Origin of the sequence: Emticicia oligotrophica DSM 17448, from assembly GCF_000263195.1 — a bacterium.
GTDB lineage: Bacteria > Bacteroidota > Bacteroidia > Cytophagales > Spirosomataceae > Emticicia > Emticicia oligotrophica.
Map to the genome: position 1 here is coordinate 638,796 of NC_018748.1, position 16,410 is coordinate 655,205.

Below are 16,410 nucleotides of genomic sequence, written 5' to 3' on the forward strand. Positions count from 1 at the left end.
AAATATTGAACCGTAAAATCATTTATTTTTGTTATTTATTAAGTCTCTCAAATTTTGAGAGGCACCAAAAGCCCAAAAGTTTATGTCAGAAATTACCTTTGATTATAAATCTGTATTACCACAACTGCCTGAAGAGCCGGGTGTTTATCGCTATTTTGATGAAAACGATGAGATTATTTACGTAGGAAAGGCAAAAAACCTAAAAAATCGAGTAAGTAGTTATTTCTACAATTTTAGCCGCCATGACCGCAAGACACGCCGCTTAGTTGTCAATATTCGGAAGCTAGAATTTACGATTGTTCCAACAGAATATGATGCCCTTTTACTCGAAAATACACTTATCAAAAAACATCAGCCTCGTTTTAATATTTTATTACGAGATGATAAAATGTATCCATTTGTGTGCGTAACAAACGAACGTTTTCCAAGGGTAATCACTACTCGCCGCATGGATGATAAAGCAAAAGGTAAACTCTATGGCCCATTTGTCAATTCAAAAGCCATGTATGCTTTACTCGAAATGTTTAGTCAACTTTATACGATTCGGACTTGTATTTTAAATTTATCGGAAGAAAATGTTGCTTCAAAAAAATATAAAATCTGCTTAGAATACCATATCGGAAACTGTAAAGGCCCCTGTGAAAATCGACAAACAGAAGAAGATTACAACAAAGAAATTGAGCAAGTACACCACATTTTGAAGGGAAATATTGCCCCTGCAAAGCAATATTTTGCTCAAAAAATGCAAGATTCGGCCGCTAAATTGGCTTTCGAAGAAGCACATCAATATAAGCTAAAACTTGATTTCTTGCAGAATTACCAAAGTAAAGCAACCGTTGTAAATCCATCAATCAAAGATTTAGATGTATTTAGTATTGTTGCTGATGAAAGTTCAGCCTATATTAATTACCTAAAAGTAATTAACGGTACAATTACACAGAGTCAAACTTTAGAGGTAAAAAAGAAACTCGATGAAACTCAAGACGAAATCTTGACTATGCTTATCGTTGAACTTCGCCAAACCTATGAAAGTGAATCGAAAGAAATCATTACCAATATTCCTATTGAAATTGATTTAAAAGCCGAAATAGCCGTACCACAAATTGGAGATAAACGCAAGTTAATGGATATGTCATTAAAAAACGTGATGTATTTCCAACGTGAAAAAGCCGAAAGAGAGGCCATCGCAGCTAGTGGAGCAACCAACAAACGAGACCGTATTTTAATTAAATTAAAGCAGGATTTACAAATAAAAAATATTCCTCGCCACATTGAGTGTTTCGATAACTCGAATATCCAAGGAACTAATCCAGTTTCGGCTATGGTATGTTTCATCAATGGTCAACCTTCAGTTCGTGATTATAGACATTATATTCCGAAAACTGTGCAAGGGCCTAATGACTTTGCCACGATGAAAGAAGTAGTTGGCAGAAGATACAGTAGGCTAATAGAAGAAAAAGCCGATTTACCTGACCTTATTATCATTGATGGTGGTAAAGGGCAGCTTTCGGCAGCTTGTGAAGCTTTGAAAGAAATCGGACTTTATGGGCAAATTCCAATTATCGGAATTGCCAAAAGATTAGAAGAAATATATTTCCCTGAAGATACGCTTCCTCTGTACATAGATAAAAAATCGGAGTCTTTAAAACTTATTCAACGCTGCCGTGATGAAGCTCACCGCTTTGGTATCACACACCATCGTGACCGACGCAGCAAAAACTTTTTGGTAAGTAGCCTAGAAAGTGCCGAAGGCATTGGAAAACTAACCGCCACGAAGGTTTTGAAACAATATAAAACCATTTCGAACATTAAAAATGCTCCTGAAGAAGATTTAATAAAATTAATTGGAAAAGATAAAACTCACCGATTGAGAGATTTTTTAGAGAAAGAAAGTTAGGAATTTGGGGATATTGAATGAATTTCTATATCCCCAAATTATTTATTTCTGGATAAATAAATTTTTAGTTTCCACAAAAGCACCGTGTGTAATTTTTGCTATGTATTTCCCTGCTGATAAACTTGATAAATCTACCACTCTTCGTTCTGATAAAGTAGGTATAGAATTAAAATAAACAAGTTCCCCTTTTAAATTGTAAATAGTTAAAATTATATCCGAAATATTATCTTTTGCCTCAAGTGTAATTATACCATTAGTAGTAGGTATCGGATAAATGATTATATCAGTAATTGTAGGGTCAGGAATAAATGAATAAGCCCCCGAAAGGTTCGAACGACAAGTAAGTGTTTTATTGGGTACTGAATAGTTTTTTAATGCAGTTACTGTAAAGAAACTTGGTGTTGTAGCTTTCAAAAAAGCAGTTTTGTTATTCAATACTTCATTATCTCTTTTCCACTCATAAGCTAAATCGCCGATTTCTATTTTTTGCTTTGCTTGGAGCGTGAAAGCTCCCACTTGCACAATTTCCGGTGCCTCAGGTCGAGGTTTTATTGAAAAAGTAACAGGCTCAGAATCAACCGAATAACAACCATTTTCATCTTTTGCCTTTACAGTAAACTTATAATCACCCGCAGCCCGAATGGTTATCACTGGAGCTACCTCATTATTGCTCCATATATTTTCCTTCAAACTAGTAGAGGCGAGTGTCACAGAATTCCCTTCACAAACAGCTAAATCACTCTGATAAATTACGGGCTTCCCCGGTAAAGGCAAAACTTGGGTTACAATTGCGTTTGATTCTGGTGAAGCACATCCATTAGCATCTATTCCTCGTACACTAAATGAACCTGATGACTTTACGGTAATTTGCTTTTTTGATTCACCATTACTCCAAAGAAAAGAAGTATAATCTGGGGTATCAGTCAATAAATCTGTGCTAGTTCCTTCACAAAATTGTGGACTAATTTTAGTGTATGCAAATGGCTTAACTGATGGAAAAACTTTCTTTACATCAATCGTATTTGTGAATGAGTAATTACCAGTTTGGTCTCTTACGATGGTGCTGTATGAACCCGTTGAAGCTGTAAGTGTATTAGCCATCAAATTATTTGACCACTGCTGGGCGGTATATGCATTGGAAACGCTTAGAGTTACTTTATCATTGCTCAAACATGAAGCATTCAAAGATAAAATTGGTGAAGGCAAAAATGGCACAGATTGATTGAAAAACTGCGTATTCATTTTAGCATCCCATGCCTTTGCCAAGTTTGAAATTCCTTCATTAGTAAAATGAACTCCCTCAGGACGAGGCACTTGGATAGAATCTGTGAATGGCCCTTCAAAGATATAGTCTGCTGGGTTTATCAAACTGTTTTGTGCACTTACAACAGACGGATATAATTGATCTATTTTATAGAGTGACGTGCGAGTAATCATCCAACTTATCTTCTTACCAGCATCGAGTCGACTTTTCTCTATGACTTTTTTGAGGGCATTTGCATAATAATCTTGGGTAGTCTTCAACTCTGCTTCTGCCTCACCTTGCTCCCACAAAACTGAGCGTAAACCCATTTGTGAGATATAATATTGTAGCGAAATCCGCAGGTATGAATAGGGCGTATTGTTTGGATAAGTAAATTGAAAAAACGGATGCTTAGTTGCAACACCTATTGAACTACTATACCAGTTTTCAATACTGGAGCCCTCGTAGGCGGCATTAAAAAATAAAATTGGTACATTGAGACGTTTAGCGAGCAAATCTCCTAATTCACCCCAACACCAAGAGCCTTGCCCTCTTGGGGCAATTGATGAGCTCAATTCTATATGAGAAAAAGCTTGAAAAGGGGGAATTTCATCAAGAAAATCTATCTTTTGATAATTAAAGCAATTAACACGGTCATCGACAGATGCTGTTTCTCCAAAATTTCTTTTCCCTTCTGCATTAGATTGTCCGGCAATTAAAAATACTTCGCCAATACCTACTCTATCAACCGATTTTTGACTAACCACTGCCCCATTTTTCCAACCTCTTACTTGTAATTCATACCAACCTCCGGCACCTTTTAATGAACCCGTAAAGGTACCATACTTCGGTTTATCTGCAATTATAGTCCAGTCGGTAGCTACACCTTGCCCAGTTTTTATAGGAACAAGTCTAGCTTCTATCCTTTCAACAACATCTTCATATTGACCAGTAATAAAAATAATAGAACTATTATTTTTATCTCGCTGGAAAACACTCCTTGATAGTGGTAAATTAATAGTTATTTGAGAATATCCATTAATATTAATAAACAATAAAGAAAAAAACAAAACAAGCTCTCGCATCAGTCAATCCTGTGTTTTTGTTAGGAAATTTCGGTGCAAATATAAATATTTTCTTAAAATTTTATTTCAAAATTTTGTACTATTTCAAGAATTAGTACCTATTAGTTTTCAATTTCTTTGAGCCATGCTTGTATTTTTTGCTCCCAAAGCATTTGTGCAGAACGAATAATACTGTGATTGGTTTCAGTATCATATTGTTTTTGTAATCGATTCATGTCTCGATATGATTCTAAATATTCATATTGAATCATACTGTTTAGGTCGATAATTAAATCAGCTTGCATCGTTGAAACTTTCTTTTTGAAACGCTCGGCAACAAGTTTGGCAATGTCGAAGTGTAATTGCTCATGTGCCAATGCATAATCATTTAATGAAGGTGGTATCACCCATGACATACCTCGAACCATGTATGTTTTAGTAGCAATTTTTGCAACAATATAGCCATCAATAACCTCAAAACTAGCACTATAGGCAAAATTGGCAAATATTGCCGCTCCATATCTACTATTAGATGGTTTTCCTCTAAAATCATCCCAAGTGATTTTCCGAGTATGATAGTAAATCGTATCTGAATCATTCACATCAGTTTCTGGCAAAAATATCATCTTTATTCCCTTCACTAAAGCCTCATGTTTTGTTCCATTCACCAACAACCACTTATCAAAATACTCCAGCGATTTGGTCAATAATTTATTCAAAATGCCTTCATATTGTTTATTATCCATCAAGTAGTTTGACCTGATATATGAAGTACTTGTAGTTGTCTCAGTTAATTGAACGGTATCTTTCTTTCCTATTCGATCAAATGCAAGTTGAATACTCACGTGTCCAGAAATATTACCATTGGGAAGTTTTGTTTCTGTAAATCTTAATTCAAGAATTTTTATTATCAAATGTAAAGGTAGGTCTGTTTGAGGAATTGTTTGAGTAAATGCTCTTTTCAGATTATATTCTAAGCCTCCTTGTAACTGTAGTGATTCGGTTTGAGTTGAAGAACTAATGATAATTCCAATATTTCCTTTATCTAGCCTAGCATCTTTTACTCCATTTATGGTGAAAGAAGGTTTAAAATCAACTTTTGCCATATTTACATTGATTTGCCTCTGTGCAAAAAGCGGTTTACTAAAGAGCAAACAAGTAAATAATAAGTGCCATAAAACTTTCATCGTTTATATTAAATCCTGCTTGTTGGAGAACAGATACTTTTATTCTTATTGATGATAACAAAAATACTCAAGTATTTGATTTATAAATTAAGATGAATTTATATTTTAATTGTATAAACGGCCTCTTAAAAATCTATTATTAAATGGCACTAACCAAAATTACAAATAGAAGAGTTAACATTGAAATGTAAAACTTTTTTGTTTAAATTTCCTAAAGAATCTAACTTACATATTCTTCTTCAAACGATGGCTACTAATAAAACTACCGAAAATACCGCCGATGTTACCGACTTCATTAATCGAATTAGTGATGAGTTGAAGCGAAATGATAGTACTCAATTAGTAGAAATATTTGAAAAACAGACTAGCTTCCAAGCTAAAATGTGGGGAGCAAGCATTATCGGATTTGGTAGTTATCATTATAAATATCCAAGTGGACACGAAGGTAATGCTCCAATTGTCGCTTTTTCTCCGAGAGCAGCCGCCATTTCCTTGTACGTTTATTTGCCACCTGACCAAAGAGAGTCCTTACTCACCAAATTAGGCAAAACCAAATCTGGCAAAGGTTGTATTTATATAAAAAAACTAAGTCATATAAATCTTGAAGTACTGAATGAATTGATTGATATTGCGGTGAATTATAACAAAGAAATACACGGTTAAAATTTCCTCAAAAAAAATACTATGAAAAAGCAATTACCAATCGAACAACAGCAGGTTTTATTAAAAATCCTAAAAACTCGATTTGAGAAAAACATTAGCCGACATCAAGCACTTGATTGGGCAAAAATCCAAGCAAAATTAGAGGCTAACCCTGAAAAACTTTGGTCGCTCGATGAAATGGAAACCACAGGTGGTGAGCCTGATGTGGTTGATTACGATGCCCAAACTGATGAATATATTTTCTTCGACTGTTCGGCCGAATCGCCCAAAGGACGGAGAAGTGTGTGCTATGATGCCAAAGCTTTAGCATCACGGAAAGAGTATAAACCTGCCAATAACGCTCTCGATATGGCTGAAGAAATAGGCATTAAAATTTTGAATGAACAACAATATAGATACTTGCAAACACTAGGGCATTTTGATGCTAAAACTTCGAGTTGGATAGAAACCCCCGACAATATTCGTAAGCTAGGTGGAGCATTATTTGCCGATTATCGTTATGGGAATGTATTTGTTTACCACAATGGTGCTGAATCATATTATGCCTCAAGAGGGTTTCGCGGTTTTTTGAGGGTATAAAGACTTATTTTTATCTATAACCAATGTATAAATTGTGTTTTTCCATATACATAATCTAACTATTTTTAACTATGATAATCAGAGAAATTATTGCGTCTTCGCCCACGATACACACTGCTGTTCAACATTTTATTGATTTATTAGTTAGTTCACCATATACCATTTCAACTGAAACTTTAGATGCCCTCATTCATTCAGAAAATAGTCATTTATTTTTGGCTTTTGATGAGGCTGAAAATATTTTGGGTATGCTTACAGTAGGTATTTATTATAGCCCTACTGGAAAAAAAGCTTGGATTGAAGATGTGGTAGTGGATGATATCGCTCGTGGGCAAGGTTTGGGAGAAAAGCTAGTTCAGCATGCCATTGAGTTTGTGAAATCAAAAGAAGTTAGTTTACTGATGCTCACATCTAATCCTACTCGTGAAGCAGCTAATAGACTCTACCCACGCGTTGGATTTAGTAGGAAAGAAACTAATGTATATAAAATGTCTCTTTAAATGGATTTTCAATTAAAAAAATACACTGATAATTACCGACAAGAACTCATTAAAGTGTGGGAAAGTTCGGTAAGGGCTACGCACCATTTTTTGAGTGAAGAGGATATTCTTTTTTATAAATCTTTGGTAGAAGGCATCAATTTCAATGAATTTGATGTGTATTGCTCATTTACTGCAACTGATGAACTCATTGCTTTTATGGGAGTTGCCGAAAATAAACTCGAAATGCTTTTTTTAAACCCCAATTATATTGGAAAAGGTTTAGGAAAACAACTCACACTCTTTGCCATTAACGAGCTAAAAGTCAATGAAGTAGAAGTCAATGAAGACAATGAAAATGCCATAAAATTCTACAAAAAAATAGGTTTTAAAATTTTCGACCGAACCCCTCTTGATGGATGTGGGAAGCCCTATCCTATTTTAAAAATGCGACTTTAAAAGTAATAGAAATAAAAAGCCACCTTAAAATAAGGTGGCTTTTATCATTCAATCGTTTCTGATTTTTATTTTTTTCTTGGTAATTTTTCATCTCGCATAGCTGCATTATATACAAATGATGCTACAATAGTTGCGGCTTGTTTCAAATCTTCAGGCTGAAGGTGGTCATAAGAATCCATGTTTGTATGGTGAGTACGAGTATTGTATTCAATTTCATCTTGAATGAACTGAAAACCTGGAATTCCAACACCAACAAATGACAAGTGGTCAGTACCGCCAGTATTTCTTATCGTAACGGTCTTTGCTCCTAAATCATGGAATGGCTCAAACCACTTAGTAAAAATCGGACGACAAGCTTCATTGCCTTGCAAATAAATACCTCTGATTTTTCCAGTACCATTATCTACATTGAAATAAGCCGCTACTTTTTCGCCTTCTGCATTGCTTTTCTTAGAATCATTGGCATCTGCTAAATGATTTTTTACATAATTTCTTGAGCCCCAAAGTCCTTGTTCTTCGCCACTCCAAAGAGCTATTCTAATCGTACGACGAGGTTGTACATTCAAGGTTTTCAAGATTCTTACAGCTTCCATCATAACTGCCGAACCAGCAGCATTATCTGTAGCACCTGTTGCACTTTGCCACGAATCAAGGTGAGCACCCAACATCACAACCTCTTCTTTCAATTTAGGGTCTGTGCCCTTAATTTCAGCCAAAACATTATAGCCTCTTAAGTCTTCAGTATAAAACTTCGTTTTTACGTCTAATTCTAATTTTACAGGAATGCCCGCTTTGGTTAATCTACAAAGCGAAAGATAATCTTCGGCTGTAAGCATAATATCGAGTAAACCTTCTGGCTCGTTGGCTTTATAAGAGCCACCACCTGAGACAAACAACGTACCATCTTTACCTCTTGCACTCATGCTCAAAAGTGCCAAAGCTCCTTCTTTCTTTGCCATATCTTTAGTTTTTGTAGAAAGCATATTCGTTCTACGCATCGCCTGCATCATTGAACGAAAAGCAGTATCTGGTTGAGTGGTGGCTGTTGCTGAGGCACTTGCCATTTTCTCTAACTCTTCATCTGTATAACGTGTAGCATCTGGTTTGAATGAAGGTTGAATTTTATCGTTTTTATAAAGTAAAATAACTTTATCTTTAAGTTTTCCACGATAATTTTCTAGTCCAAGCGTATCGGTTTCGTCAATCAATAAAATTTCTGCTGATTTCAATTTCCCCTTAGTTCCAGCCGTCCAAGTTTTTGGATACGCTATTAATGGTCGATAATAAGGTTCGGTCATGGCAATGTAGCTTTTCTTCAATTCCCAGCCTTTCCCAAATTCACCCCATGCTTCTAATTTTGCATCTTCTAAACCCCATTCTGAGAGTTTGTTTTTCGCATAATTAGCAGCTTTCATATAACCTGGAGACCCCTGAAGACGTGGGCCATTAACATCAGTAAGATTAAAAGCAATATCCATTACTTTTGATTTTTGAAGGCCTTCTTGACGAATCTTCTTCGTCATTTCTAAGTCGATTTTTTCTTCTTGGGCTTTGACAGTAGCCACAGAAAACATACTAATGGCAATAAGAGGTAGGAGTTTTTTCATATATAGATAAGTTCAGTTTGTTGTGTGATAAAGATATAAGTAATATTCGATAGCCTCAAAAATTTGAGATTAATTAGCTTGATAAAGCGATTAACAAAGCATAAAAGCTGATTTGTGTATATTTTTCTTAACTTTGAATATAATGCAAATAACATTTGAAATGAACATACAACAAGCCTTTGCACAAAATTGTATTGAAGTTTTAAAAGATGATAGTTCTATCATTGGACTAGCCGCAGCTGGTTCTTGGATTACAAATGAAATTGATCAATTTTCAGACCTTGATTTGGTTTTAGTAACAAAAGAGAAAATCACGCATGATAAAAATTTAATGCTCACTTACGCTAAACGTCTAGGGCATTTTTTATCGGGATTCACGGGCGAACACGTGGGTGAACCTCGTGTGCTGATTTGTTTATACGATTCACCTCTTTTGCACGTAGATATTAAGTTTGTTACATTAGAAGAGTTTGCGTATCGAATTGAAAACCCTGTTATTTTGCTCGATACTGACAACCAACTTCAAAAAATTATTGAACATACTCATTACAATTTCCCTTATCCAGATTATCAGTGGATAGAAGATAGATTCTGGATTTGGGTGCACTATGCCCTCCTCAAAATTGGACGTGGTGAATTGACCGAAGCTCTTGATTTTATGGGATTTATGCGAATGGTGGTGCTCGGGCCTCTTCTACATATTAAAAATGAAAACCTGCCGAGAGGAGTTCGAAAAGTTGAAACACAAATTACCAAAAATGATTTTGCTGATTTGAAAGCAACGATTCCAAGTTATGACCGAAAATCTTTATTAGAAAGTTTATCAAAAGCCATTGAAATTTATCGAAATTTACGAGTTCAGCTTTTCTCCTCAGAAATACAATTTCAGCAAGAAACTGAACTTAGAGTGATGCAGTATTTCGAAGAAATAAAGCAAATGAACGATCATTAATTACCTATTTTTTATTCAAACCTAATCAATTATGCGAAAAACTCTTTCTATTCTCACCTTAATAACTACCCTTATGGCTTGTTCAACTACTAATAATACCCAACAACAAGATACTACCAAAGCCGAGCAATCACCGCCGATAGTTGGCAATGATACCGATGAACATGGCTGCAAGCCTTCAGCTGGTTATCAGTGGTCAGTCTTAAAAAACGATTGTATCAGAATCTTTGAATCAGGACAAAGATTAGACCCAGTTGCCGCTGAATTAGAAAAATCCTTTTCGGCTTTTGCTGTTTTCAAATCAGATTCAGCCAAAGAGCAAGTTGAGTTATTCTTAGTGGGTGAAAAAGCATCAGTCATTTTGAATAAAGATGCTAAAACTAGTCTTTGGAAAAACGATAAATATACGCTTAGCCAAAATAAAGAAGTTTATACCTTGGAAGATGCCAATAAAAAATTGCTATACAAAAGTGGTGCAGATAAATGATATAAAGCATTTGTGCCTCATCTCAAAGATGAGGCACAAATGCTTTATATACCTCAATATTTCAAATCAAAAATTGCTCCCACGTAAACAATTCTGCTGATTGGTGCAGAACCATAAACTGTTATGGCATTGGCATTCGTCAAGTTTGTTCCACCTAATCTAAAGGTGGTTTTCAATGGTTTTACTTGATAATTTAATTGTGCATCAAGTGTTCCGAAAGCCTTAATTTCTCCCTCATCAAAAGGCATAAAATAAGTATAAGTACTATTCCAGCGATAATTTACGGCATATGTTAAGTCATTCGCTAAGACTCCATTAACCCCAATATTAAACTTATGCGTAGGCGTATTAAAACCAGCTATCAAACCTTGAATATCTGATATTTTCGACCATGTATAATTTCCATACACACTAACTTGCTTATTTACTCGGTAATCTACACTAATAAATGCACCCTGTGTCGTGACAGGCTTATCAAAATTAGCCCAAGTTTGGATAAATCTTCCACGAGTACGGTCGCTGACTGGCTTCGCCCAGTCGCCTGTTTTCTTGGCAAAATCACCTGCTGGCACCACGCCATCTTCACGCCCTTGGAAACGTACAATTCCGATAAAGCCATTATATAAACTTCGATAATAACTCAAATCAACTTGTAAATCTTTACTTAGTAATGCTTTATAGCCCACTTCCCATGAATTCATTTTTTCTGGAGCTAATTTTGACACTTCATAAGAAGCCGTGCCCGCCGAGTTTAGGCCTTTGAATCCATTTTGAGTATTCCCGATTAATAAAATACTACCATAATCTAAGTAAATGAATTGGTCAAGTTGGGCAGGTGCCCGATACGCAGTAGCATAATTTGCTCTAAAATTATGTCGGCCCGCTGCGTAAACTGCCGAAATACGTGGAGAAAACTTTGTGTCGAAATTCTTAAATGCATCTACCCGAGCAGCCGCAGCAAGCGTTAGCTTTTCATCGAATAACTTTTGTTGAATTTGCCCATAAGCTCCTGTTTCCCAGTTAATTATCTGGTTACGTTGCTCTGAATTTAATGGAGAATAAATGCCATCCATCAATAAAGTACCGCCCGATTTTAGAATATATTTACGATAAGCCCCTCCGAGTACAATATTGGTAGTTTTGAGACGAAATTCGCGTTGAGCAGAGAAATCAATATTTCGGGCATTATTGGCAAAAGCTGCTCCTTTTATGGTTGCTCCATTGATATTCAAATCTCCAATGCCATTGGCAACTTTCTGAGTGACCGCCTGAAATACTGAATTTGATACTCCAACAGGATTGGCCTTAAGTTGAAGGTTTTGGGTGAGATTAAAAGCCAATTTTGCCGCATTTTCTATACTTTGTCCACCTTGTATCGCTGGTAAACTAAAGCCAAAAGGCACACCTCCATTTACGCCATCGGGTGTATAGACGCCAGCGAGCATACCACCTAAGAATCCATTACCACGAGCGGCAGCAAAAATCTGATTCCATGCATTAAAATAATTGGCAGCAATGGTCGGATACGTTCCATTGGCAGGATTGGTCATTCGCATATTCTGTAAAGCATTGGCTACACCGCCCAACTCATAGGCTTTTCCACCATAATCATAAACCGAATAGGCACGTACAAACCAACGGTCATTCTTCACCTCAAATTTGTGCAAATCATATTCCATTTCTCGCCAAGCAAAGCGGCTGGTACTTTGAAAAATACCATTTCCGAATGTCTTACGGTATTCATAAGAAGCCCTAGTTTTATCATTAATTTTGAAATGCAAAGAAGGATTCAAACGAAGATTTCCTGCTTTAAAATCACCACCAAAGCCAAACTTATTACCATCATTTGCCGTTAATATTTCGCTTTCTTTAAAGCCCGGCATATAGATTCTATAAGGCTTTCCATCGTTGTATTTAGTAAAATTAGGGTCGGTAATTGTTGAGCCTATATCACCAAAATAATTAAGTTTATTCCAGCCAAAAGGCGAACCATAAGCATTGTTAGCCGCATCAGAACCAGCCAAACCACCTGCTGTTTTGGCCTTAATGGCCGCATCTGATTCACCCAAAAATTCATTCGCTGAAATAAAATTGGCATTTAGTTTAAAAGCAAAACGTTTGGCAAAAACCTGTGCATATCGAATTTGAGTATCAAATAATAAGCGAGAACCTCCACGAAGCGAGACCGTAAGCCCTTGGTTTTTAAAAGGGTCTTTTGAAGTCATCAAAACAACACCATTCAATGCACCCGAGCCATACAATGCAGAATTAGCCCCGTAAATAACTTCGATATTATCTATGTCTAATTCGGGAGTTCCCATCCAGTTACCTCCATAGAGAGACGAAGTTGGCGACATAAACTCCACATTATCAGCCAATTGCAGCAAACGCTCGGCCTTAGCACTATTAAAACCGCGTGTACTTAGGCTCGTAACAAACCAACTCGATTGATTGACATCAATACCTTTGTAGCGGGCCAAAGATGAGATTAATTCGATATTAGGCGAATTTTGTAATTGTAAAGCCGAAATTTTGGTAACTGAAATAGGGGCTTTGAAGATATTTTCTTCGATTCTGGAAGCAGAAATAACCACTTCATTGAGTTTTTGTACGCTATCGAGTTGAGCAGATGCCGAAAAGGCAAATAGTGAAATTAAAATACTGCTAAAAGTTGTAATTGTTTTTTTCATTTTCGTTGGTTTAAATTTTTAGGCAATAGACAAAACAAGGGTCAATAAAATATCTGCTGACCGTTGACAAATGGCTATAAACTAATTTCTATTCCTCAATCCATTTTTTGAATTGTGTAGCATTTTCTTGGCTGATACTTACTTCAGCTTTTGCAAGGTGCATAAGTTCAAGAGCAATTTTACCCTTAAAAGAAGGTTTGAAGCTAAGAATGGCATTGATATGCACAATAAATTTGCGGTTTACACGAAAAAAATCTCGACTTGGCAGTTCCACTTCAAGGTCGCTCAGACTTCGTTCTACCGTATATCGTTCGCCCGATTGGTCTATTAAAAATACAATTCTCGATTCGGTGTAAATAAACGCAATATTTTGAGTTGGAATTACATAATAATTGGTTCCTTTCTTAGCAATAAGGCGGTCTTTTTGAAAAACACTTTTGTTATTTTTTGAAACATTATCGGCCGAAAAACGCTTCAAAAAATGATTTTTCAGTGCATCATATTTATCAAATACTCTCAAAATTTCCTCTCTACCAATAGGTTTTCGCAAGTAGTCGAGGGCATTAAAAATCATGGCTTGCGACCAATACTTATCATACGCCGACATAAAAACAACTGGGAAACTCGGATGAATTTCTTGAAAAACCTCAAAAATAAGCCCATCAACTAGTTCTACCTCACACAATGCTAAATCAAATGCTACACCCGAACAAAGCAAAGTCTTTAAGTTTTCGTTGGTGCTACAATGCTCAATTTGTGCCATGGCATAATTTTCGGCTATTGTCTGCAACATTAGCTTTAAATTATTTTCATCTTTTTCTACTAAAAGAATATTCATTGACAATTTGAGTATCGAGATTTCCGCTTTCAGACAGAGAATTTCGGTGTTGGCGAAATAAAATTTGCGTTACAAAATTACGTAGAACAAATTATAATACAGGATTTTGTATTTAAAACGCAATTTTTTATCTAAAAAGGCATCAAAACAACGCTTTGATACATTATTTCGTCTATATCCGAAAACTAACGATACCTTTATGAATCCTTCGAAAATCCTATTGATGTCAGCGGCCATTTGGCTTTTAGCTGCCTGTGTGAAAAACGCCGAAACGATTACTCCTACTAGCACCAATCCTGACTGGACAACTGAAAGCCACAGTAATGATGCCGACCCAGACTATAATGTCGTCTTTCCTCAGGATAAAGTAAATACCCTTGAAATAATCATGACCAAACAAACTTGGCAAGAAATTAAAACCGATATGATTTCGGTAAAAGGTGCTGATTTTGGTGCAGGTGGCAATCAAGGTGGTGGCCCCGGCGGTGTAAATAGTACCACAGAGCCTAAGTATGTATCTGTAACAATGAAGTTCAATAATAAAACATGGAATAACGTTGGTTTCAGACTCAAAGGTAATTCAAGTTTATCATCAATTTGGCGTAGTGGTATTTATAAACTCCCTTTTCGAATGCAATTCGATGAGTTTGAAGACAAGTACCCCGAAATTAAAGACCAACGCTTTTATGGTTTCAAAGAAGTTTCGATGTCACCCGCATTCAAGGATAATTCTTTGATTAGAGAAAAAGTAACAGCCGATATTTTCCGAATGGCTGGAATTCCTGCTGCACAAACGTCCTTCTATAAAGTATATATCAATTTTGGCGATGGACTTAAATACTGTGGTGTTTATACCATGATTGAGGCCATTGAAGACAATATGCTCAAAGCTCAATTTGGTGAAGAAAAAGGCAATCTTTATAAGCCAGAATCAACATTTCAGAGTTTTTCACAAGCTCAATTCGAAAAGAAAAATAATGAAGATACAGCCGACTGGAGCGATATACAAGCAGTCATTACCACATTAAACGCTTCTACTCGTACTTCTAACCCTACCCAATGGCGAGAAAACCTAGAAAAGGTCTTTAATATGGACCATTTTATCAAGTGGTTGGCGGTTAATTCTACGCTTGTCAACTGGGATACTTACGGCGGAATGGCACATAATCACTATCTATATAATCATTCAACTAAAAAACTCATGTGGATTCCGTGGGATAACAATGAAGCTCTTACTTCGCAAACTCGTGTGCAGTTATCGCTGGCAGGAGTTGCCAATAGTTGGCCACTGATTAATTATGTAGCCAACGACCCTATCTATTATGTCAAATACAAGGCCTATGTAAAAGATTTTAACGATAACGTTTTCACTACAAATAAAATGAACGAACTTTTCGATAAAGCCACTAATTTGATTACGCCTTATGTAAATGGCACAGAAAAAGAAGAAAAGCCATATTCAAATCTTACCAATACTGCCAGTTTCACAGCGGCTTTACCAGTTTTAAAACAACACGTAGTTGGTAGAAATCAGGCCGTTGCCAGCTTCTTGAAATAAAAAATATATACAAAACTTATTTGTACGTTTCAAATAATGCGTTTTGCATTAATTTAATGAACTGATTTTCTTGACAAAATTGCTTTAAATAAAGAATAGTCTCTACAAATCAAGAAAAATAACCGTTGGTAAATACAAACTATTAAAACCATCTAAGTCAATTATCTTTACAGATTGGTATCTTTTAAAAAACCATGTGAATATAAAAATAAGTAATATGAAAATCCTAATCCTGCTTTTAATGCCATTCAGTCTTTGGGCACAGTCGAAAAAAGACATTCGTAAAAATGGTGTAAAAGGCATTACAGAAGTAGTCTTAGAATATGAAAATGGTAAAGAAGTAGTACACAATGATGTTGTAAGAAAATTCGATAAAGAAGGCGAGACTATTCTTGAAATAAATTATGATAAAAATGGCATTTTGAAGGCAAAAACTGCCAATAAGTTCAACAAAGATGGTAATAAAACTGAAGAAATTGTTTATGATTCCGCAGGCCGACAAATTAGTAAAGAAGTGTATAAATATAATGGCGAAGGAGAGAAAATTGAAGAAATACAATACGATGGAAAAAATACCATAGTTGCCAAAACATCGTATGTAATTAATAATAAAGGACTTAGAAGTGAAAAACGCACCTATGATGCCAACGGGAAATTAATCCAGAGCAAAAAATACATTTATGAATTTTAGACCTGAACTTCAAAAA

At 35.7% G+C, this 16,410-nt stretch carries 14 protein-coding genes; 9 read left to right on the forward strand and 5 right to left on the reverse strand.

Annotated elements, in window-relative coordinates; all coding sequences use genetic code 11:
- The first annotated feature begins 82 nt into the window (after positions 1-82).
- Positions 83-1,897, forward strand: a complete 1,815-nt coding sequence (gene uvrC, locus EMTOL_RS02765) for an excinuclease ABC subunit UvrC (RefSeq protein WP_015027740.1) — start codon at positions 83-85, stop codon at positions 1,895-1,897.
- Between the two features lie 42 nt (positions 1,898-1,939).
- Here the strand turns inward: uvrC and EMTOL_RS02770 are convergent, their stop codons facing one another.
- Both EMTOL_RS02770 and EMTOL_RS21615 read right to left on the reverse strand, forming a co-directional pair.
- Complete coding sequence (locus EMTOL_RS02770) at positions 1,940-4,225, reverse strand: sialate O-acetylesterase (protein ID WP_015027741.1); 2,286 nt, start codon at positions 4,223-4,225, stop codon at positions 1,940-1,942.
- Between the two features lie 101 nt (positions 4,226-4,326).
- Positions 4,327-5,310: a DUF922 domain-containing protein gene (locus EMTOL_RS21615; protein ID WP_305953160.1), complete on the reverse strand. Its 984-nt coding sequence runs from the start codon at positions 5,308-5,310 to the stop codon at positions 4,327-4,329.
- A 327-nt stretch (positions 5,311-5,637) separates the two neighbouring features.
- On the opposite strand from EMTOL_RS21615, the gene EMTOL_RS02780 reads away from it, so the two are divergent.
- From EMTOL_RS02780 to EMTOL_RS02795, 4 genes are all read left to right on the forward strand, one after another.
- Positions 5,638-6,054, forward strand: a complete 417-nt coding sequence (locus tag EMTOL_RS02780; RefSeq protein ID WP_015027743.1) for a DUF1801 domain-containing protein — start codon at positions 5,638-5,640, stop codon at positions 6,052-6,054.
- Between the two features lie 21 nt (positions 6,055-6,075).
- The gene (locus EMTOL_RS02785) at positions 6,076-6,633 is read left to right on the forward strand and encodes a DUF4256 domain-containing protein (protein WP_015027744.1); all 558 of its coding nucleotides are present in this window, start codon (positions 6,076-6,078) and stop codon (positions 6,631-6,633) included.
- A gap of 71 nt (positions 6,634-6,704) precedes the next feature.
- The gene (locus EMTOL_RS02790) at positions 6,705-7,133 is read left to right on the forward strand and encodes a GNAT family N-acetyltransferase (protein ID WP_015027745.1); all 429 of its coding nucleotides are present in this window, start codon (positions 6,705-6,707) and stop codon (positions 7,131-7,133) included.
- The gene (locus tag EMTOL_RS02795; protein WP_015027746.1) at positions 7,134-7,571 is read left to right on the forward strand and encodes a GNAT family N-acetyltransferase; all 438 of its coding nucleotides are present in this window, start codon (positions 7,134-7,136) and stop codon (positions 7,569-7,571) included.
- A 65-nt stretch (positions 7,572-7,636) separates the two neighbouring features.
- Here EMTOL_RS02795 and EMTOL_RS02800 read toward each other — a convergent pair whose 3' ends face one another.
- Complete coding sequence (locus tag EMTOL_RS02800) at positions 7,637-9,178, reverse strand: M28 family metallopeptidase (protein ID WP_015027747.1); 1,542 nt, start codon at positions 9,176-9,178, stop codon at positions 7,637-7,639.
- Between the two features lie 142 nt (positions 9,179-9,320).
- Between EMTOL_RS02800 and EMTOL_RS02805 the strand changes: the two genes are divergently transcribed.
- Together EMTOL_RS02805 and EMTOL_RS02810 are read left to right on the forward strand one after the other, a co-directional pair.
- The gene (locus EMTOL_RS02805) at positions 9,321-10,130 is read left to right on the forward strand and encodes an aminoglycoside 6-adenylyltransferase (RefSeq protein WP_015027748.1); all 810 of its coding nucleotides are present in this window, start codon (positions 9,321-9,323) and stop codon (positions 10,128-10,130) included.
- Positions 10,131-10,161: 31 nt separating this feature from the next.
- Entirely contained in the window at positions 10,162-10,617 is a 456-nt protein-coding gene (locus EMTOL_RS02810; protein ID WP_052315337.1) for a hypothetical protein, read from the forward strand.
- A gap of 53 nt (positions 10,618-10,670) precedes the next feature.
- Here EMTOL_RS02810 and EMTOL_RS02815 read toward each other — a convergent pair whose 3' ends face one another.
- A complete protein-coding gene (locus tag EMTOL_RS02815) occupies positions 10,671-13,307 on the reverse strand; it encodes a TonB-dependent receptor (RefSeq protein ID WP_015027750.1) in 2,637 nt (878 codons plus the stop codon).
- An 88-nt stretch (positions 13,308-13,395) separates the two neighbouring features.
- A complete protein-coding gene (locus EMTOL_RS02820; protein WP_015027751.1) occupies positions 13,396-14,145 on the reverse strand; it encodes a LytR/AlgR family response regulator transcription factor in 750 nt (249 codons plus the stop codon).
- A 199-nt stretch (positions 14,146-14,344) separates the two neighbouring features.
- Here EMTOL_RS02820 and EMTOL_RS02825 point away from each other — a divergent pair, with 199 nt between their 5' ends.
- Together EMTOL_RS02825 and EMTOL_RS02830 are read left to right on the forward strand one after the other, a co-directional pair.
- Positions 14,345-15,703: a CotH kinase family protein gene (locus EMTOL_RS02825; RefSeq protein ID WP_015027752.1), complete on the forward strand. Its 1,359-nt coding sequence runs from the start codon at positions 14,345-14,347 to the stop codon at positions 15,701-15,703.
- A 217-nt stretch (positions 15,704-15,920) separates the two neighbouring features.
- Positions 15,921-16,394, forward strand: coding sequence for a hypothetical protein (locus tag EMTOL_RS02830; RefSeq protein WP_041693386.1), 474 nt, complete (start codon positions 15,921-15,923; stop codon positions 16,392-16,394).
- Positions 16,395-16,410: the final 16 nt, after the last annotated feature.